Genomic DNA, 19,736 nt, shown 5'->3' with positions numbered 1-19,736 from the left:
GATCACACTCTTATTTATTTTCAAGCTTTTCGATTGCTGCATGTACACGTTTCAGTGTCTCTTCCTTGCCAATGATCTCCATGATCTCTGTTGCACCGGCCGGTGTCATCTGCTTGCCGGATACTGCTGTACGAAGCGGCCACATAACATAACCATTCTTATATCCGTGCTCCTTTACAAAAGCGCTTAAAGATGCATACAGCGGATCATTGGTATAATCCTCCTGTGCTTCCAGTACCGGAAGCACTTCCTTGAGAACTGCAAGAGAAGTCTCCTCTGTTGTTTTCATCTTTTTGTGGCGGTACATCGCACTGTCATACTCCGGAACTGCCTCAAAGAAATCTACAAGCTCCGGAATATCCGGGAATACTTCAATTCTGCTCTGAACCATTCCTGCGATCTTCTTAAGATCAAAGTCTTTTTTCAGAACTTCTTTCAGATACGGAAGTGCTCTCTCATAGAATGCCTCCGGATCCATCTTCTTGATATACTCACCATTCATCCATTTCAGCTTGGCAATGTCAAAAACTGCCGGTGATTTGTTGATATGATGATAATCAAATACCTCCACAAGCTCCGGAAGAGAAAAGATCTCACGGTTGTCTGCCGGACTCCATCCAAGGAGTGCAACATAGTTGATCACTGCCTCTGTCACAAATCCCTGATCGATCAGATCTTCATAGGAAGAATGTCCACATCTCTTGGAAAGCTTCTGATGTGTCTCGTCTGTGATCAGCGGACAGTGAACATAGGTCGGGATTTCCCATCCGAATGCCTCATAAATACGATTATACTTCGGTGAAGAGGAAAGGTATTCGTTACCTCTTACAACATGCGTGATTCCCATAAGGTGATCATCAATTACATTTGCAAAGTTGTAGGTCGGATAACCGTCAGATTTGATCAGGATCAGATCCTCCATCTCCTCATTGTTAACGGTGATATCTCCGTAAATAACATCATGGAATGTAGTGGTTCCCTCTGTTGGCATATTAAAGCGGATAACATGCGGCTCACCTGCATCCAGACGGCGCTGAACCTCTTCCTTGGAAAGATGGAGACATCTCTTGTCATAAATAGAGATTTCCTTACCCGCAACAGTACGTTTCATGCTTTCCAGCTCTTCCTTGCCGCAGAAGCAGTAATATGCATCTCCCTGCTCAATAAGCTGTTTGGCATATTTCAGATACATGCCTGTTGCCTGACGCTCGCTCTGTACATACGGGCCAAATCCGCCATCCTTGTCCGGTCCCTCATCATGGAGAAGTCCTGTTTTCTCAAGAGTACGGTAGATGATATCTACAGCTCCCTCCACATAACGTTCCTGGTCTGTATCTTCAATACGGAGGATAAAATCTCCGCCCTCATGTTTTGTGATCAAATAAGCATAAAGAGCTGTTCTTAAATTACCCACATGCATTCTTCCTGTAGGGCTCGGTGCAAATCTTGTTCTGATCTTTGTCATTTCTTTTCTCCTCGTTTTTGTTGTTTCTCTTTATAGGTGCTATTATATACCCAAATCCTTCAAAATGTCCATAGGTTTTCCGACGGAACCCCCTGCCATACCGCTCCCATATCTTCATATATACAGAAAAATCCCCTGAGACACTGTCGTCCCAGAGGATCATTAATTCCTGTTTATGCTTCTACGCCTTTGTTCTTAAGATAATCAATCACATCTCCAACTGTGTTCAGATCTGTAAGCTCCTCTGCCGGGATCTCAACATTGTACTCATCCTCAAGAGCCATAACCAGTTCAAACAGGTCAAGAGAATCTGCACCAAGATCATCCTTGAAAGATGTCTCCGGTGTGATTGTAGATGCCTCACAATTTAACTGCTCTGCAAGCATTTCTTTCATTTTTTCTAACATGTCTTATTCTCTCCTTTAATCATTACAGATCGAATCTGTTTCCTCTTTTTGAGCAAAGTATATAGTCTGCCAAAACAGTTGTCAAGAGGATTTTCCCAAAAAATGGCTCCAGAGCAAAAATATTTTGATTTTAAAACTATTTTACTCTTGAAATTTTATCTGACGGGCCACGCTGAGAGCTATTGCCATCTCCAGCATCAGAAACACAATGGACGTTCCTCCGTAACTGATAAAGGGCAAGGTAACACCTGTATTGGGCAGCAGATTCAGTACAACGGCAATGTTCAGGATCACCTGCAGCGCAATATGTATAAAAATCCCGGTAACGATCAGTGAGCCAAACAGATCCGGTGCATTCTGCGCAATAAAAAACAACCTGTACAAAAGATATCCGAACAGGGCCAGTACAAAAATCCCTCCGAAAATTCCAAGTTCCTCACAGATAATGGAAAAGATCATATCATTTTGTGCTTCCGGAACACTTCCAAGCTTCTGGATACTATTTCCAAGCCCGCGGCCAAAAAGCCCTCCGGAGCCAATGGCATACAATGCCTGCAGCGTCTGATAACCGCCTTCATCGGAATATTTCTCAGGCTGAAGCCATACAAGTACTCGCATAACACGGAAGCTGTCACTGTCCCTGGTCGTCGCAACCAGAAAAAGTACTCCGATCACAATAAGGATCACTCCTGCCGCTGCCACAGCAATAAACGGACGCATATCCGGATGTGCCACAAACACCATTCCAACTGTTATTCCCAGAATGATCATGGCTGTACTCAGATTATCTGTAAGTATATAAGCCGCAAGCGCAAGTCCTGCTCCCGGAAGTCCCAGGATCATACAGCTCTTTAAAGTCTTTACCTTTCGTCCCATTTTTCCGATCATGTAAGCCATCATGATAATAACTGCGATCTTTGCCAGCTCGGCAGGCTGGAAGTTGATCGGTCCGATATACAGCCATCTGGTAGCACCATGAGAGGAATGTCCCAGCGGAGTCCGCACAAGTCCCATAAGGATCAGCGAAGCCACATACAACGCAGTTGTAAAAGGAAGAAGGATATGATAATCCAGTATTTTTGAAATAAATAACGCTCCGATCAGACATGCTGCACTGATCAGTGCCTGTTTCTTAAAATAAAACATATCGTTGCCATAATTCACTTCTGCCATATATGAACTGGTGCTGTAAAGCATGACCAGTCCAAAGCACACCAGCAGTACAATAACAGCTACCAGATTATAATCATAATAATCAGCTTTCTTATTCTGCTTTTTTCTGTTAAGCAGAGTTTTTTTCATTCTATCACCATCGCTTTCTGTATCTGCGAAGAATTTCCTGATATCCACGAGTAATAAAGAAAGTAAAAAAAATTCCCGGAAAGCCGCATAAATGCTGTCTTTCCGGGACGTTCCATAAATGGACCTGAGGGGAATCGAACCCCTGTCCGAAAGCCTATCCCTTAAGGCATCTCCCATCACAGTCGCTGATTTAACATTCCCTCGGCAATACGCCCACCGACAGGCTTACTGCTTCAGTAGCTTCATGATACATCTACCGGGGCAAAGCTTACCCGGCAAGGTTTCTCACATGGTCGACGCCAGATTCCCGATGTGTGAGTGCAACGGGGCTGACGAGCAGCTTAGGCTGCTAACGCTAACTTTTCGTCTGCGTTTATATTTAGTTCCCGGTTGGTACGCAGTCCAGGAGTCTGCGGATGGCTTCCCTAACTTCAAAGCCCCCGTCGAAACCAGTACAAGCCCTTAAAAGACTTCTGTGACCGGATCATTCCCGGTCACCTCTGGTGGACAGACGAACTTCTTAGTCAGTTTTTTGACTGGGTTTAATTATACCAGAATGATTTTTCGTGTCAAGGATATTTCAAAAAAAGTCCAGACTGTACAGTTTTTTCTTACCTGTACAGTCTGGAATATGCATTCAAACTTTGGTATTTTAAATACTGTCAAAATGATCTTTTAATTTTATGGCACAAAAAAACCCGCTTACGCGGGTTTTTTGCTGCATTATACACGTGAGAGATACTCACCTGTTCTTGTATCGATCTTCAGTTTGTCGCCCTGGTTTACGAACAGAGGAACCTGAACCTGTGCACCTGTCTCAACAGTTGCCGGTTTGGTAGCACCCTGTGCTGTATTTCCTGCGAATCCTGGCTCTGTCTCAATAACCTCAAGCTCTACAAAAAGAGGTGGCTCGATTGCGAATACCTCTCCGTTATGAGAGCAAACCTTAACCATCTCATTATCCTTAACAAATTTCAGAGAATCGCCAACCTGCTCCTCTGTAAGACCAACCTGATCATATGTCTCTGTATTCATGAAGTAGTATAAACCACCATCCTGATACAGATACTGCATATCTACACGCTCAATACGTGCTGCCGGGAATTTCTCTGTAGGACGGAAGGATTTCTCTACTACAGAGCCTGTGATAATGTTCTTGTATTTTGTTCTTACAAAGGCTGCGCCTTTTCCTGGTTTTACATGCTGGAATTCAACGATCTGACATACGTTTCCATCAATTTCAAGTGTGATACCATTTTTGAAATCACCTGCTGAAATCATAAATATTTCCTCCTTAATATATGCGGTTCTTTTTCGCTATGGATTATTCTATAATACCTTTTGCCATTTTTCAACTGTTTTTTTGTTTAAGCCTTCAATTTTTCTTCAATTTCTGCGATCAGCTCATCAAAAGGCTTCACTCCTGTGACAACTTTAATGTCCGCAAACTTCTCATAAACCGGATCTCTCTGTTTCAGAAGTTTCTTGATCTTCTCTTCTTTATTCTCAGTTCCTTCCAATGTGGGATTGTTACTTCCTTCCAGACGTTTGATCAACGTTGCAGCAGATCCCTTCAGATAGATGATCGTTCCCATACTCTGGAGATATTTCTGGTTCTGCTCCTGAAGAGGCAATCCCGCACTTACAGAGATTACCTTCCGTTCGCTGTCTGTGGACAGTTCCTTGACTGCCATAGTCTCCAGCGCACGGTAAAATGCTTCTCCAAAGCGTTCAAATACCTCCTTTACTGACATGTTCATTTTTTTCACGATCAGTCTGTCCACGTCAATAAACGGAAGCCCCAGGTCCTTCGCCAGTCTCTTTCCAACTCGTGTCTTTCCTGAACCCATAAAGCCGATGATTACAATATGGTTCATGAATTCTTTCCCTCCTCTTTTTGGTAAAAATGTAATACTATTTTTTCCAGATATCGCTTCAGTACGATCTGGATCTCCTCTTTTGGATGAATCGGTTTCACAAGGATCGTCCGGATCCCTGCTCTCTTTGCTCCATAAATATCCGTAAACAACTGATCTCCTATAAAGATCGTCCTGTCAAGATCGATTCCGATCACCTGGCAGGCTTTTTTATAATTTTTCACAGCCGGTTTATGGGCATTTTCTATAAAATCCCCCTCTACTGCTTTGGCAAAGGGCTCCACACGAGGTTTCTGGTTATTGGATACAAAACAGTATCGAAACCCGAGAGCCCTCAGCTTTTCAAACAGTTTCTTTGCCCGGTCATCTGCCGGTGCCCCGTGGGGAACAATGGTATTATCGATATCAAAGAGCAGCCCTCTGTATCCTTCTCTGTAAAGCTTCTCATAATCGATCCCATACGCAGAATCCAGATATTCATCCGGAAAAAAGCATCTGAACATCTATTCCACCTCAGTCCTTTCCTATCGCTCGCAAAGAGGAATATACTCTGCTTCCGGAAGGACATTCTTATATGCGGGACGGATGATCTTATCCACATTGATAAGCTCTTCCATACGATGTGCGCTCCAGCCTACGATACGTGCAATAGCAAACATCGGTGTGTAAAGCTCCAGCGGCAGATCCAGCATGCTGTAAACAAATCCGCTGTAAAAATCCACATTGGCACTGACACCCTTATAGATCTTACGCTCCTCTGCGATAACCTTTGGTGCAAGACGCTCTACTGCAGCATACAGCTGATAATCCTTCATTCTGCCCTTTTCTCTTGCAAGCTGTTCCACATAGCCTTTAAAGACTTCTGCACGTGGATCTGAAACAGAATAGATCGCATGTCCCATACCATAGATCAGTCCACGTTTATCAAAGGCCTCTTTATGAAGAAGCTTCTTAAGGTATGCACTGATCTCCTCTTCATCACTGTAGTCATGTACATGTTTACGCATATCGTTAAACATTTTTACGACTTTGATGTTGGCACCGCCGTGTTTCGGGCCTTTCAGAGAACCTAGTGCTGCCGCGATCGCAGAATACGTATCTGTCCCGGAAGAGGAAACCACATGTGTAGTAAAAGTAGAGTTATTACCACCGCCATGCTCCATATGAAGGATCAGAGCAATATCAAGGATCTCTGCCTCCAGTGCCGTATACTTCTTATCCGGTCTTAACAGACGCAGGATATTCTCAGCTGTGGAAAGCTCCTTTTTAGGCTGATGGATATAAAGACTCTCGCCTCTCTCATAGTGGTTATAGGCCTGATATGCATAAACAGATAACAGCGGGAAAACACTGATCAGGTTGATACACTGACGGAGCACATTCTCCAGTTCAATATTATCCGGGTCTTTGTCGTAGGAATAAAGTGTCAGCACGCTTCTTGACAGAGCGTTCATAATATCTCTGGATGGTGCCTTCATAATGACATCCCTTACAAAATTCCGCGGAAGCATACGCTGGTTCGCAAGAATCCCGGAAAATCCATTCAGTTCTTCCTGATCCGGAAGCTTTCCGAAAAGAAGCAGATAGGTTACTTCCTCAAAGCCGAAGCGCCGGTCATTGATAAAACCATTTGTCAGATCCTTAATGTCATACCCGCGATAAGAAAGCTTACCTGCGCAGGGAACCTCTTTTCCGTCCACGATCTTCGTTGCCTGGACATTGGAGATCTGGGTCAGTCCTGCAAGGACACCCTTTCCATTCAGGTCACGCAAGCCTCGCTTGACATCGTATTTACCATATAAAGACAGATCCAGTTTGTCATTCTCACGACAGATCTGGGTAAGTTTCTCAATCTCAGGTGTCACTTTCATGTTGAATTTGCTCATCAGTTATTTCCCCTTTCGATTTCTGTTTTATTGCTGTTCGATAACGGTCCCTCCTCATTCCCCTCTCAAGCAATTCTGGTCTTATTTGTATATCCCGGCGTAGCTGGCCGGGATATTTCAGATATATTATAACATTTTTTTCGGTTCCGGTCTATGCCGAAAATATAACCGAATACCTGCTTTACAGTTTATCGGTTATGAGCAGGCAGCGAATGCGGATCGCAAATCTCTTCTTGTCTATCTGCGATCAGCCCTGCTTATATGTAGCAAAGAACTCTTTCATCTTCTTCATTGCCTTGTCAAGCTGGCGGATATCCGGCAGATAAACAATACGGAAGTGATCCGGCTGGTTCCAGTTGAATCCCTTGCCCGGAACAACAAGCACCTGTTTCTCATGAAGAAAATCCAAAGCAAACTGTTCATCATTGAAAATATTGAATTTCTCAGTATCGATCTTCGGGAATATATAAAATGCCGCATGTGGTTTTACAACGGAAATTCCCGGAATATCATTCAGTGCCTTGTAAATAAAGTCTCTCTGCTCATAAACACGTCCGCCCGGCTGCGTATATTCATTGACACTCTGATATCCGCCAAGTGCAGTCTGTACAATGGACTGTGCCGGAACATTTGAACAGAGACGCATGGAAGAGAGCATATTGATTCCCTCTATATAACCCTTCGCCTTACTTTTTGCACCACTTAAAATCATCCATCCGATGCGGAAACCTGCGATCATATGAGACTTGGACAATCCTGAAAATGTTACACAGAACACATCGGGTGCAAGGGATGCAATCGATGTATGTTTATATCCATCCATAACAAGACGGTCATAGATCTCATCAGAAAAGATGATCAGCTCATTTTCTCTTGCAATGTCTGCAATCTGTTCCAGGATCTCCTTCGGATATACTGCACCTGTAGGGTTATTGGGATTGATGATAACGATCGCCTTGGTCCTTGGTGTGATCTTGCTCTTGATATCCTCAATATCCGGATACCAGTCAGACTGTTCGTCACAGATATAATGAACTACATTTCCGCCTGCCAGTGTTGCAGTAGCTGTCCACAGCGGATAATCCGGAGCCGGGATCAGGATCTCATCCCCGTTATCAAGCAGCGCCTGCATACAGAGGTTGATCAGTTCACTGACACCATTTCCCGTATAAATATCATTAATGGTAACTCCCGGGATCCCGCGAAGCTGTGCATACTGCATGATCGCTTTTCTTGCAGAAAAAATGCCCTTGGAATCGGAATATCCCTGGGAAGTACGAACATTACTCAGCATATCCAGGATCACTTCCTGAGGTGCTGAAAACCCAAATGGATACGGATTACCAATATTCAGCTTCAGAATCTCCATTCCATCTTCTTCCATTCTGGCAGCCTCATCCACAACCGGTCCGCGCACATCGTACAGCACGTTGTCAAGCTTTGATGATTTCCCGAATGTTCTCATAAAAACCACTCCTCTTCTAATTTTCACTATTATTTAACCATTTTAATTTCATAGTCAAAAAATATTTATTCTATATCATCTCACATTTAGGCTTTCAACGCAAGAAATAAAAATTTAAAAAAATCAAATTTAGCACTTCCCTTTTTTAGCATGTTAATGTATAATAGCACTCGAATTTAGTTTTCAACGCAATTTAATATGTGATGAGGAGGAAACAACAATGTCTTACACAGAAGAAGTTTATGAAAGAGTTGTAGCACAGAATCCTGGCGAGCCAGAATTCCATCAGGCAGTTAAGGAAGTTCTCGATTCCCTTAAAGTCGTAATTGACAAAAATGAGGAAGAGTATCGTAAACTTTCCATCCTTGAGCGTCTTGTAGAGCCAGAGAGGATCATCTCCTTCAAAGTACCGTGGATCGATGATAACGGAACTGTACAGGTTAACAAGGGATATCGTGTTCAGTTCAACAGCGCCATCGGACCATACAAAGGCGGCTTAAGATTCCATCCTTCTGTAAATCAGGGTATCCTGAAATTCCTTGGTTTTGAGCAGACCTTTAAAAACTCTCTTACAGGCCTTCCGATCGGCGGTGGAAAAGGTGGCTCCAACTTCGATCCTAAGGGTAAATCTGACAGAGAGGTTATGGCATTCTGCCAGAGCTTTATGACAGAGCTTTGCAAATATATCGGCGCAGATACAGATGTTCCGGCTGGTGACATCGGTGTCGGCGGACGTGAGATCGGTTATCTCTTCGGACAGTATAAGAGAATCCGTGGCCTTTATGAGGGTGTCCTTACAGGAAAGGGTCTTTCCTTCGGAGGTTCCCTGATCCGTACAGAGGCTACCGGTTACGGTGTTGTATACATGCTCAACGAGATCGCCAAAGCTCACAATGATTCTGTAGAAGGAAAAACAATCGTTGTAACAGGTTCCGGTAATGTAGCTATTTACGCTGTTGAGAAAGCTACTCAGCTTGGTGCCAAGGTTGTTGCAATGAACGACTCCAACGGATATGTCTACGATCCGAACGGAATCAACCTTGACGTCGTAAAGGATATCAAAGAAGTAAAACGTGGACGTATCAAAGAATATGCAGACCGTGTTGAGGGTGCTACCTACACTGAGGGACTTGGCATCTGGAATATCAAATGTGATATCTACCTTCCATGCGCTACTCAGAACGAGCTTGGTCTTGACGGAGCTAAAACACTGGTTGCAAATGGCTGCAAATACGTCGTTGAAGGTGCAAACATGCCTACTACTCTTGATGCAACAACATACCTTCAGGAGAACGGTGTTCTCTTCATGCCTGGTAAAGCCGCAAACGCTGGCGGTGTTGCCACATCTGCACTTGAGATGAGCCAGAACTCCATGAGACTTTCCTGGACAAGAGAAGAGGTTGATGAGAAACTCCACCACATCATGATCGATATCTTCCACAAAGCTGATGACGCTGCTAAACGTTACGGTATGGAAGACAACTATGTTGTAGGTGCAAACATCGCCGGCTTCGAAAAAGTTGTTGACGCTATGAAAGCTCAGGGTATTGTTTAATTAAGTTTCCTGAATCATTAATGTATATTTATAGCAGGGACCGCAGAGGATTTTTCCCAGGCGGTTCCTGTTTTTTTGTATCCACTTTTACGATCTCTGAAAAATCAAACATTCATGTGTAAAGCGGACATTCGCAATCCGCTTCGCTACTTGCTCATGAACGCAGTCGCTTCGCGATCTGCGTTCAAAAAAGGCCGGTTGTCTTTTGACAATCGGCCTGAAATCTCCTGCATTTGCGGTCTATTCATTTAATCTCTTAATTGATCAGCTTCTTCAGCTCATCCATAAAGGTACTGACATCTTTAAACTCTCTGTATACAGACGCAAAGCGTACATACGCCACCGCATCCAGATCCTTCAGATGCTCCATAACGATCTCTCCGATCTTGGTACTGCTGATCTCACGGTCTTCTGACCGGAAAATATCTCCTTCTATGGAATCGATCATCTCTTCCACTCTCTCAATGGGAATGGGGCGCTTATAGCAGGCACGAAGAACACCATCCTGGATCTTGGAACGTTTATAGCTTTCCCGGTTCTGATCCTTCTTGATCACAGTCAGCGGAATCGTTTCCACCTTCTCATAAGTTGTAAAACGCTTTCCGCAGGCATCACAGAGACGGCGGCGGCGGATGGAATTGGTATCCTCTACAGGTCTGGAATCTACAACTCTTGTATTATCCTGGTTACAGAACGGACATCTCACGGAACTCTCCCCCTTTCCGGATCAGTAAATCATTACTAAATTCGTTTTTATTATAAAATAAATGCACATAATGTGTCAATAATCGGACTTGCATAAATTTTACAGATTTTCCATAAAATCATACCAGGTGATGAATTTATGCGCATCTGTGAGCTGAAACAAAAAGAAGTGATCAATATCCATACCTGCCGCAGTCTTGGCTGCCCTCTTGATGTGGAATTCTGCTGTGAAACCGCACGTCTGAAAGCCCTGATCATGCCGGAACCGGGAAAATTTTGCTGGTGTTTTTCCAAAGAAAATGAATATTCCATTCCATGGGACTGCATCCGCCAGATCGGCGAAGATATCATCCTTGTTGATTTCCGTAATGAAAAACTGCTGTCCGGAGAATAAATACCTCCTTATTGTCAAGGCCCTTTATTTTTTATATTTTCCCTGAAAAAGTATATTTCAACCGCCCTCTGAGAATCATCTTAATGTACTGACAAGACAAGGAGGATTCTAAGATGGCACTGAATAAAGTTGAAATCTGCGGAGTAAATACCTCAACCCTTCCCGTTCTCGATCAGGAAGAAAAGGCGGAGCTCTTTAAAAGAATCAAAGCTGGCGATGAAGAAGCCAGGGAATTGTACATCAAAGGCAATCTGCGGCTTGTTTTAAGCGTGATCCGGCGTTTTCAGAACAGCAGTGAAAATCCGGATGACCTTTTTCAGATCGGCTGCATCGGCCTGATCAAAGCGATCGATAATTTCGACACCACTCTTCAGGTAAAATTTTCCACCTATGCAGTTCCCATGATCATCGGAGAGATCCGAAGATATCTCCGTGATAACAACAGCATACGGGTCAGCCGTTCTCTGCGGGATATCGCTTACAAAACCATCTATACCCGGGAAAACTATATGCGGCAGCATCTCAAAGAGCCTACCATTGCAGAAATCGCTGATGAGATCGGTATCGACAAGGAAATGATCGTCTATGCCATGGATGCGATCCAGAGCCCGGTAAGCCTTTTTGAGCCCGTGTATTCCGAAGGCGGAGATACCCTATATGTTATGGATCAGATCAGTGATAAAAAGAACCTGGAAGAAAACTGGGTGGAGGATATTTCTCTTCGAGATGCCATGAACCGGCTTGGAGAGCGTGAACGTCACATTATCGATCTCCGCTTCTACGAGGGAAAAACCCAAATGGAGGTAGCTGATGAGATTGGTATCTCCCAGGCTCAGGTCAGCCGACTGGAAAAACATGCTCTTCGCAGTATGCGAAACTATCTCCGGAATTGATTCATCTCTCTTCAGACAAAAAGCTGCAGCAGAATATCTGTTATCCTGCCGCAGCTTTTATCTCTTATTTCAGCGCTTTCTCAATTTCTTCGATCACGATCCGAAGCGCCTTCAGCCTTGCATATTTCTTATCTACGGATTCCAGAATGTGCCATGGTGCATAAGCAGTACTGGTTTTCTGAAGCATCTCATCTACTGCTGTTTCATACTGATCCCATTTTTCACGGTTTCTCCAGTCCTCATCCGTGATCTTCCACTGTTTTTCCGGATTGCTCTGGCGGTCGTTGAACCTGGCAAGCTGGGTGTCCTTATCAATGTGGACCCAGAATTTCACGATCACAGCGCCCCAGTCAGAAAGCTCCTTCTCAAATTCATTGATCTCATTGTAGGCACGTCTCCAGTCATTCTCGCTGCAGAAGCCCTCCAGACGTTCTACCATCACTCTTCCGTACCACGTCCGGTCAAAGATGGCAATGTGACCATCCTTGGGAAGCCTTGTCCAGAAACGCCACAGATAATGACGGGCTTTTTCATGAGGCTCCGGACTTGCGATAGGATATACCTCAAATCCACGGGGATCAAGAGCCTCCGTGATCCTCTTGATATTTCCTCCCTTTCCGGCAGCATCCCAGCCTTCATAGGTGATGATCACAGGCACTCTTTTTCGGTAAAGACGGTTATGCAGGCTTCCAAGCTTTGCCTGCAGTTCCTTAAGCTCAGCCTTGTACTCTTCATCCCCCACTTCTTTTCCATCCAGAGGAATCTCGCTTAATCTGGGCATCTCCACCAGAGGAAAAACATTCTGCAGGATCGGCACTGCATGTTTGCTGTTTTCCATGGCAACCTCTATATTGCTGATCATGGTTTCCAGTACCTGCAGTTCTGCCCACTTCCGGTCACCGGCATCGACAATATACCATGGAGCCGCAGATGTATTGGTATCCTGCATATACTGGTCGAAAATCTTTCTGCACTTCTTATAATGATCATTCTGCCAGAGATCATATTCATTGACTCTCCATCTGGTATCCTTGCTTTCCAGAAGGATGCCCATACGTTTTTCCTGTTCTTTCCGGTCGATCTGTATAAAAAATTTCAGGAGTACATATCCATTATCCGTCAGCTGACGTTCAAATCTCCGGATACTGTCAATCCGTTTTGAATAATTGTCACCCTTCAGCTTTTTATCCATACGTTCACGACAGGTCTGATCCATCCATCCTGAATCCAGGAATGTAAACTTGCCCGCTTCCGGGATTTCCCTGAAATATCGGTAAAGAAATGGTTTCCGAAGTTCTTCCTCTGTAGGTGCTGACATAGTCGCAACTTTGAAGAAACGAGGATCGATATTCTTGATCACCTTACTTATGGTACTTCCTTTTCCGGAAGCTCCCCAGCCTTCAAACAGCACGATCACCGGAATCTTATGCTCTTTCAGAGCCATCTGCAATTCATATAATCTGGTTCTTGCAGCACTTAAACGCACTTTGATATCCTCTTTTTCCGGAATCTGTTCCGGGTTCCAGTTTTTCAACATCTGCATCGTCCTTCCTTGAATTTTTTGAATATTCATATTATACCACAGAAGATCTTATTTTACGATAATTTTTACATAATTTTAACCTTTAGCCTCACAAAAGCAAACAAATTGCACAACAAAAATCATTCATAAGCATCGAAAATCTTTTTAACCTCTTGACATTTTTGTCGCCGCTTCATACAATAGACGCTGATTGTTATTTTTTTAACTTCATAAAAAAGCAGTGCCTGAAAACTGTTGAAATAATAAAGATCAAGGAGCCGATCATGAAACTCACAGAAAAACTTCTGCAGAAAATGGAACAGAAAAAAGAACTCTATGGCGATGGCATCATCATGCCGGACGGGGATTACCGTCTGATCCAGGATGGACACTTAAAAACTCTCATGTCCCTTCTTCCATATACAGAAAACGAAATCTGGAAAATGATCCCCGATGATGATTCCGCACTTTTCTGGCTGGTAGAAAAAACAAGCTGCGTACTGACCGATGTCAATTCCACAATCGGAATGAAGATGACCCCCGCACAGCAGAAAACCTACGAAGCACTTTCCAGTCGCGGGATCATCTCTGATGAATATTATGATCTTACCAAACAGCGGGAAAAAGTAAAAGCTGCCCGGGCTAACGCCTGAGCAGCTTTTATTTATATCTGTCAGTCCTCATACCCTTCCAGAAAAGAATGTTTCACTCCATCTTTTTTGTATGCGATAACTGTATGAAGATTAACATTTTCCACACTTCGGAAAATATTACTTTCTACATGTGGATTTACCTTCTTAAGTTCTGCGATCAGATTCTTGATCTCCATTCTCTTGGAAACACTGGTACCATCTGTACGGCAGGTAGTACAGGTATCGGTAAATTTACATGCACACTGGATAAAATGAAGGTCATTATAATCTCTCCAGTGTTTGATATCTGCCTCCCGGATCAGATACATAGGACGGATCAGCTGCATTCCCTCAAAATTTGTACTATGGAGCTTCGGCATCATAGTCTGTACCTGCGCTCCGTAAAGCATTCCCATCAGGATCGTCTCGATCACATCATCATAGTGATGTCCAAGAGCGATCTTGTTGCAGCCAAGCTCCTTTGCCTTGCTGTAAAGATAGCCCCTTCTCATACGGGCACAGAGATAGCATGGGGATTTTTCTATATTATAAACCGCATCGAAGATCTCAGTCTCAAACACTGTGATCGGAATCCCGAGAAGCCTGGCATTGTGCTCGATCACCGCACGGTTTGCCTCATTATATCCCGGATCCATCACAAGAAACACCAGTTCAAAGGGAAACTTGTTATGACGCTTCAGTTCCTGGAACAGTTTGGCCATCAACATAGAGTCCTTACCACCGGAAATACAGACTGCTATCTTATCTCCCGGCTTCACCAGCTCATAATCGTTGATTCCCCTGGCAAATCTGGAAAACAGCTGCTTATGGAACTTTTTGCGGATACTCAGCTCGATATCCTTCCGCCGCTGTTCCATTGCATCATTTTCCTCTTCTTCACTGTTCTCTTTACCGGATTCTTTCTGCATCTGCTGAAAAAGCCATCCTGTATATCCACCTTTCAGGCTCAGTGCGGGAATTCCTTTTTCCCGGAGCATCTCTGCACCCTCCTGGCTGAAAAGCCCTCTTGTACAGTAAAGGACCGGTATCTTATCCCCCTTCAGTTCTTCTGCCCGCTCTTCCAGTTCCTGTTCCGGAACAGAGATTGCTCCCGGGATCATTCCATATTCTACAGTTACTTTATCACGGGTATCTATCAGAAGATATTTCCCCCGTTCTTTCTCTATCTGGTCAAAAGAAATCTCCAGTGTTTCTTCATTCATACTGCTATTATTCCTTTCCTTACATTTTCAAAGTTTCTGGTTCATATTGTAAGCCTTCCCGTCAAAAACCTCAAGAAGATTTTCCCGAAGGTTCCCGCGTTATTGGAATGCTGCTGTTCACTTTGTTCTCAACAACCCAGCCTGTACTTTTTTCTGAAAATCAGTTATAATATTTTTGTTTGTAAAAAAATTTTCACCAAGGAGGATACCGGAAATGAAAACACAGAATCAGACTATGCTCTCTGAGAATACACTGACATCCCGGCCCACAGATATTATTGCGGGATTTCCTGTACGTCCCGGGTTTTTTGAATTAAATGGCGCTACTCCTCTTTCCAACGGAGTCAACTTTACCGCACATACCCGCCACGGTACATCCTGCGAGCTTCTTCTTTTCCACTACGGAGAAGAGGAACCCTTCGCAGTCCTTCCTTTTCCCAATGCCTGTCGTATCGGTGATGTCTACTCCATGATCGTCATGGGACTGGACATCGAAGATCTGGAGTACGGCTACCGCATTGACGGTCCTTACGAACCGGAAAAGGGTCACATCTTCGATAAGACAAAGGTTCTTCTTGATCCTTATGCCAAAGCCGTTGCCGGTCAGCGTGAATGGGGCCAGCAAAAGATCGGAAGCTATCATGCCCGTGTGGTACGTGATTCCTTTGACTGGGAAGACATGCCGCAGTCCACCCGTAAGATCAGTGACCTGATCATCTATGAGCTTCACGTCCGCGGCTTTACACAGGATTCTTCTTCCGGTGTTATGCACCCGGGAACCTTTGCCGGTCTTCGTGAAAAGATCCCTTATCTCAAGGAACTGGGGATCAACGCCGTAGAGCTGATGCCGATCTTCGAGTTCGACGAGAATATGAATGCCCGTACTGTAAATGGCAAACGGCTTCTGGAATACTGGGGATACAATTCTGTCAACTTCTTTTCTCCAAACACCAGCTACGCTTCCAAGCCGGAGCATAACTGTGAGGGAACTGAGCTGAAAGAGCTGATCCGTGAGCTCCACGAAAATGGCATCGAAGTAATTCTTGATGTTGTATTCAATCATACCGCCGAAGGAAACGAGCTGGGAAAAACCTTCTGCTTTAAGGGCTTTGACAATAAGGTTTATTATATGCTGACTCCAGAGGGAAATTACTACAATTTCAGCGGATGTGGAAATACTCTGAACTGTAACCATCCCATTGTACGTCAGATGATCCTTGAATGCTTACGTTACTGGACCATCAACTACCGTGTGGACGGCTTCCGCTTCGATCTTGCCAGCATTCTCGGACGCCATGAGGACGGTTCTCCACTTAACAATCCGCCCCTTCTGGAGCTTCTCGCTTACGATCCGGTCCTTAGAAATGTCAAACTGATCGCAGAAGCCTGGGATGCCGGCGGGCTGTATCAGGTTGGTTCTTTCCCTGCCAGCCGCAGATGGGCTGAATGGAATGGCCGTTACCGTGACTGCCTCCGTTCCTTCCTGAAGGGAGATTTCTGGAATGCCTGGGACGCTGCATGGAGTATTTCCGGTTCCGGTGATCTGTACGGAGGCTTTTATTCTGATCATAATGACAATTATGCAGGATACAATTCCTGTGTCAATTTCCTTACCTGCCACGATGGCTTCACCATGTATGATCTTTATTCCTACAATGAAAAACACAACGAAGCAAACGGCTGGAATAACACCGACGGTTCCAACGATAACCGCAGCTGGAACTGTGGAGAAGAGGGCGATTCCACCAACCCCGAAGTGCTCTCCCTCCGCTTCCGCATGATACGAAATGCCTGTGCTGTACTGATGTCCAGCCGCGGAACCCCGATGTTCCTTGCAGGTGATGAATTCGGAAACACAAAACACGGAAATAACAATACCTACTGTCAGGATAACGAAACCTCATGGATCAACTGGAAGCTTCTGGAGAAAAATCACGATCTTTTTGAATTTTTCAAATTTATGATCCGGTTCCGTAAAGACCACCCTGTTATCTCCCGGAAGCTTCCCAACGCAGTATGCGGTATGGAAAATATCCACACTCATAACATTGACGCAAGGGATGTGACCATTCCAAGAGATGCCCACACCTTCGCTGTAAGCTTTGCAGGCTATGATAAGAGCAAAGGCACTGATGACCTGATCTACATTGTGATCAACGCATACTGGGAGGACGTAACGGTCACACTTCCGGAGCTTGCCCGTCCCGGTGCATGGTATCTCTGTGTCAACACGTTCGGTGACGGAAATGGCCGTTATTTCTACGAAAAAGGCCAGGAGCCACGCATTGAACACGATTTCTGCATGCGGCCCAGATCCGTTGCCATCTTTACCGGCCGCAATTATTAGAATTTATATCAGGGGCAAAATTCTTTTTGTCCCTGTCTGAAAGAAATGGAGTATTTTGAATGGAATTAAAAAACAGAACTTTGTCCAATTTTGCAGAACTTGTAGAAACAGGTGAATGTAAAAAATTCCGCGGTCGTCTGAAGACAGGCATAGACCTTGGTACTGCCAATACCGTTCTTGCCGTTGTCGACCGGAATAACCGTCCCATAGCCGGAATTTCCGCACCATCCCATGCGATTCAGGATGGAGTGATCGTCAATTACTATGAATCTGTCCAGCTTGTGACAAAGCTTAAAAATGAGCTGGAGGAAAGGCTTGGCACAGAACTTACTTACGGTGCTGCTGCCATCCCTCCGGGAGTTTCTGAAGGCAGTGTCAAAAGCATCGGCTATGTTCTGGAGGGTGCCGGTTTCGAGGTTACAAATATCGTGGACGAGCCTACTGCCGCAGCTGCTGTCCTTAAGATCACAGACGGTGCTGTTGTGGATGTGGGTGGCGGCACAACCGGTATCAGCATCCTGAAAGACGGAAAAGTTATCTACACCGATGATGAGGCTACTGGCGGCAGCCATATGACCATGACAGTCGCCGGTCACTATAAGATCCCTTATGAGGAAGCCGAAGTATTGAAAACTACTCCGGAAAAAGAAGACGAAATTTTCCCTGTGATCAAGGCCACTGTAGAAAAAATGGCTGTGATCACCGAGAAATTTCTAAAGGGCTATCAGGTTCCGGCTGTTTATGTAGTTGGCGGTTCTTCCATGTTTAAGGAATTTACTACCGTTTTTGAAAAGAGGCTGAAGCTTCCGGTATACCGTCCGGTCCATCCGCTTCTTGTTACGCCCCTTGGCATCGCATATCACTGTGAGCTGCCAAAAATCTAAGCTCTTCCCGGTCTGGTCCTACGATTCTCCAGAAGGCAAACAACCTCCACTGAATCGGTGAGCGGGAACATATCAACCGGCTGCATCTTCTTTACCAGGTAATCTCTCTTAGTAAGGCAGGCAAGATCTCTTGCCAGGGTTTCCGGGTTGCAGGATACATAAACAATTTTTTCCGGTGAAAGAGTCAAAAGGGAGTGAAGGAATTTACGGTCACTTCCGGAACGTGGCGGATCCATGAGAACAACCTCCACCTTCTCTCCCTCTGCTGCCATTCCTTCCATAAACCATCCTGCATCTCCCGGAACAAAACGAACATTACGGATCTTGTTTTCCCTGGCATTCATTCTGGCATCACGGATAGCATCACGGTTCAGTTCTACACCAATGACATCCCTGGCATTCCCGGAAGCGATGATCCCGATAGTACCTGTGCCACAGTAAGCATCGATCACCCTCTCTTTTCCTGTCATTGCCGCAAACTCCATAGCCTTTCCGTAAAGTACTTCTGTCTGCACAGGATTTACCTGATAAAAAGAAGATGGAGAAATACGGAAGGTCAGTCCCATAAGTCGATCTTTGATGAATCCCGGTCCGTAAAGTACGATATTGCGGTCTCCAAGTACCATGCTTGTCTGTCTGTCATTGACATTGAGAACCACCGTAGTGATCTCCGGATGCTCTTTACGGAGAGCTTTTACAAAGTTATTCTTAGATGGAAATATTGGAGAAACCGTAACTAATACCACCATGATCTCTCCTGTGGAAAAGCCTCTCCGCACAAGCACATGGCGGAGAAGTCCATATCCTGTATCCTCATCATAGGTCTTGATCTTAAAGGATTTCAGCATACCACGTATGGTACGGATGATTTCCTGACTTTTTTTATCTTCGATCATACAGTCATCTACGGAAACGATCCTATGACTCTTCTCCTCATAAATCCCGGAAATTACGTTTCCCTTCCGGTCACGGCCAAAAGCTGCATGAACTTTGTTTCTGTAATAATAGGGATCTTCCATTCCAATGATCGGCTCTACTTTTCCGAATTTTTTCAGAAGGCCTTCTGTAATTCTCTGTTTCCTGCGAAGCTGCTCCTGGTAGGATACACCCTGATAACGGCAACCGCCGCATTTCTTCGCAACTGAACAGACAGTCTCTTTCTGTTCCATTTTTATCTCT

The 19,736-nt window shown here is 44.6% G+C and carries 18 protein-coding genes and 1 other RNA gene; 6 read left to right on the top strand and 13 right to left on the bottom strand.

The window, feature by feature from the left end:
- Positions 1 to 10: 10 nt before the first annotated feature.
- The 9 genes from gltX to EYS05_RS12550 form a co-directional block, all read right to left on the bottom strand.
- Entirely contained in the window at positions 11 to 1,465 is a 1,455-nt protein-coding gene (gene gltX / locus EYS05_RS12590) for a glutamate--tRNA ligase (RefSeq protein ID WP_138277300.1), read from the bottom strand.
- A 173-nt stretch (positions 1,466 to 1,638) separates the two neighbouring features.
- Positions 1,639 to 1,872: an acyl carrier protein gene (gene acpP / locus EYS05_RS12585; protein ID WP_015524431.1), complete on the bottom strand. Its 234-nt coding sequence runs from the start codon at positions 1,870 to 1,872 to the stop codon at positions 1,639 to 1,641.
- 141 nt (positions 1,873 to 2,013) lie between these two features.
- Positions 2,014 to 3,174, bottom strand: coding sequence for an FtsW/RodA/SpoVE family cell cycle protein (locus EYS05_RS12580; protein WP_138277299.1), 1,161 nt, complete (start codon positions 3,172 to 3,174; stop codon positions 2,014 to 2,016).
- Between the two features lie 116 nt (positions 3,175 to 3,290).
- Positions 3,291 to 3,636, bottom strand: a transfer-messenger RNA (tmRNA) gene (ssrA, locus tag EYS05_RS12575).
- 261 nt (positions 3,637 to 3,897) lie between these two features.
- Positions 3,898 to 4,455: an elongation factor P gene (gene efp, locus EYS05_RS12570; RefSeq protein WP_015524430.1), complete on the bottom strand. Its 558-nt coding sequence runs from the start codon at positions 4,453 to 4,455 to the stop codon at positions 3,898 to 3,900.
- Positions 4,456 to 4,541: 86 nt separating this feature from the next.
- Positions 4,542 to 5,051: a shikimate kinase gene (locus tag EYS05_RS12565; protein WP_015524429.1), complete on the bottom strand. Its 510-nt coding sequence runs from the start codon at positions 5,049 to 5,051 to the stop codon at positions 4,542 to 4,544.
- Positions 5,048 to 5,554: a YqeG family HAD IIIA-type phosphatase gene (locus EYS05_RS12560; RefSeq protein ID WP_110103007.1), complete on the bottom strand. Its 507-nt coding sequence runs from the start codon at positions 5,552 to 5,554 to the stop codon at positions 5,048 to 5,050. The genes EYS05_RS12565 and EYS05_RS12560 overlap by 4 nt, the downstream gene beginning before the upstream one ends.
- Positions 5,555 to 5,575: 21 nt before the next feature.
- Positions 5,576 to 6,937 (bottom strand): citrate/2-methylcitrate synthase, encoded by a 1,362-nt coding sequence (locus EYS05_RS12555; RefSeq protein ID WP_015524427.1) that lies wholly within the window; start codon positions 6,935 to 6,937, stop codon positions 5,576 to 5,578.
- Positions 6,938 to 7,184: 247 nt separating this feature from the next.
- A complete protein-coding gene (locus EYS05_RS12550; RefSeq protein WP_015524426.1) occupies positions 7,185 to 8,402 on the bottom strand; it encodes an aminotransferase class I/II-fold pyridoxal phosphate-dependent enzyme in 1,218 nt (405 codons plus the stop codon).
- Positions 8,403 to 8,622: 220 nt separating this feature from the next.
- Between EYS05_RS12550 and gdhA the strand changes: the two genes are divergently transcribed.
- Positions 8,623 to 9,957, top strand: coding sequence for an NADP-specific glutamate dehydrogenase (gene gdhA / locus EYS05_RS12545; RefSeq protein ID WP_021650707.1), 1,335 nt, complete (start codon positions 8,623 to 8,625; stop codon positions 9,955 to 9,957).
- Positions 9,958 to 10,213: 256 nt separating this feature from the next.
- On the opposite strand, the gene nrdR is transcribed toward gdhA, so the two are convergent.
- Positions 10,214 to 10,663, bottom strand: a complete 450-nt coding sequence (gene nrdR / locus EYS05_RS12540) for a transcriptional regulator NrdR (RefSeq protein ID WP_021976805.1) — start codon at positions 10,661 to 10,663, stop codon at positions 10,214 to 10,216.
- Positions 10,664 to 10,801: 138 nt separating this feature from the next.
- Here nrdR and EYS05_RS12535 point away from each other — a divergent pair, with 138 nt between their 5' ends.
- Together EYS05_RS12535 and sigG are read left to right on the top strand one after the other, a co-directional pair.
- Complete coding sequence (locus EYS05_RS12535; protein ID WP_015524424.1) at positions 10,802 to 11,056, top strand: YlmC/YmxH family sporulation protein; 255 nt, start codon at positions 10,802 to 10,804, stop codon at positions 11,054 to 11,056.
- A 113-nt stretch (positions 11,057 to 11,169) separates the two neighbouring features.
- A complete protein-coding gene (gene sigG / locus EYS05_RS12530) occupies positions 11,170 to 11,949 on the top strand; it encodes an RNA polymerase sporulation sigma factor SigG (protein ID WP_015524423.1) in 780 nt (259 codons plus the stop codon).
- Between the two features lie 64 nt (positions 11,950 to 12,013).
- Here the strand turns inward: sigG and pap are convergent, their stop codons facing one another.
- The gene (pap, locus tag EYS05_RS12525) at positions 12,014 to 13,486 is read right to left on the bottom strand and encodes a polyphosphate:AMP phosphotransferase (RefSeq protein ID WP_110103030.1); all 1,473 of its coding nucleotides are present in this window, start codon (positions 13,484 to 13,486) and stop codon (positions 12,014 to 12,016) included.
- 269 nt (positions 13,487 to 13,755) lie between these two features.
- Between pap and EYS05_RS12520 the strand changes: the two genes are divergently transcribed.
- Positions 13,756 to 14,124, top strand: a complete 369-nt coding sequence (locus EYS05_RS12520) for a hypothetical protein (protein WP_015524421.1) — start codon at positions 13,756 to 13,758, stop codon at positions 14,122 to 14,124.
- Between the two features lie 20 nt (positions 14,125 to 14,144).
- Here EYS05_RS12520 and EYS05_RS12515 read toward each other — a convergent pair whose 3' ends face one another.
- Entirely contained in the window at positions 14,145 to 15,326 is a 1,182-nt protein-coding gene (locus tag EYS05_RS12515; RefSeq protein WP_110103008.1) for an ATP-binding protein, read from the bottom strand.
- A 214-nt stretch (positions 15,327 to 15,540) separates the two neighbouring features.
- On the opposite strand from EYS05_RS12515, the gene EYS05_RS12510 reads away from it, so the two are divergent.
- Both EYS05_RS12510 and eutJ read left to right on the top strand, forming a co-directional pair.
- A complete protein-coding gene (locus EYS05_RS12510) occupies positions 15,541 to 17,673 on the top strand; it encodes a glycogen debranching protein (protein WP_118368423.1) in 2,133 nt (710 codons plus the stop codon).
- A 59-nt stretch (positions 17,674 to 17,732) separates the two neighbouring features.
- Positions 17,733 to 18,557 (top strand): ethanolamine utilization protein EutJ, encoded by an 825-nt coding sequence (gene eutJ, locus EYS05_RS12505; RefSeq protein WP_015524418.1) that lies wholly within the window; start codon positions 17,733 to 17,735, stop codon positions 18,555 to 18,557.
- On the opposite strand, the gene rlmD is transcribed toward eutJ, so the two are convergent.
- Positions 18,554 to 19,726, bottom strand: a complete 1,173-nt coding sequence (rlmD, locus tag EYS05_RS12500; RefSeq protein WP_059085471.1) for a 23S rRNA (uracil(1939)-C(5))-methyltransferase RlmD — start codon at positions 19,724 to 19,726, stop codon at positions 18,554 to 18,556. The two genes, eutJ and rlmD, sit on opposite strands and share 4 nt — an antisense overlap.
- Positions 19,727 to 19,736 lie beyond the last annotated feature (10 nt).

It is taken from the genome of Blautia sp. SC05B48, assembly GCF_005848555.1.
Lineage (GTDB): Bacteria > Bacillota > Clostridia > Lachnospirales > Lachnospiraceae > Blautia_A.
Note: the sequence above shows the minus strand (reverse complement) of the source record. Positions and strands in the feature narration are given on the sequence as shown.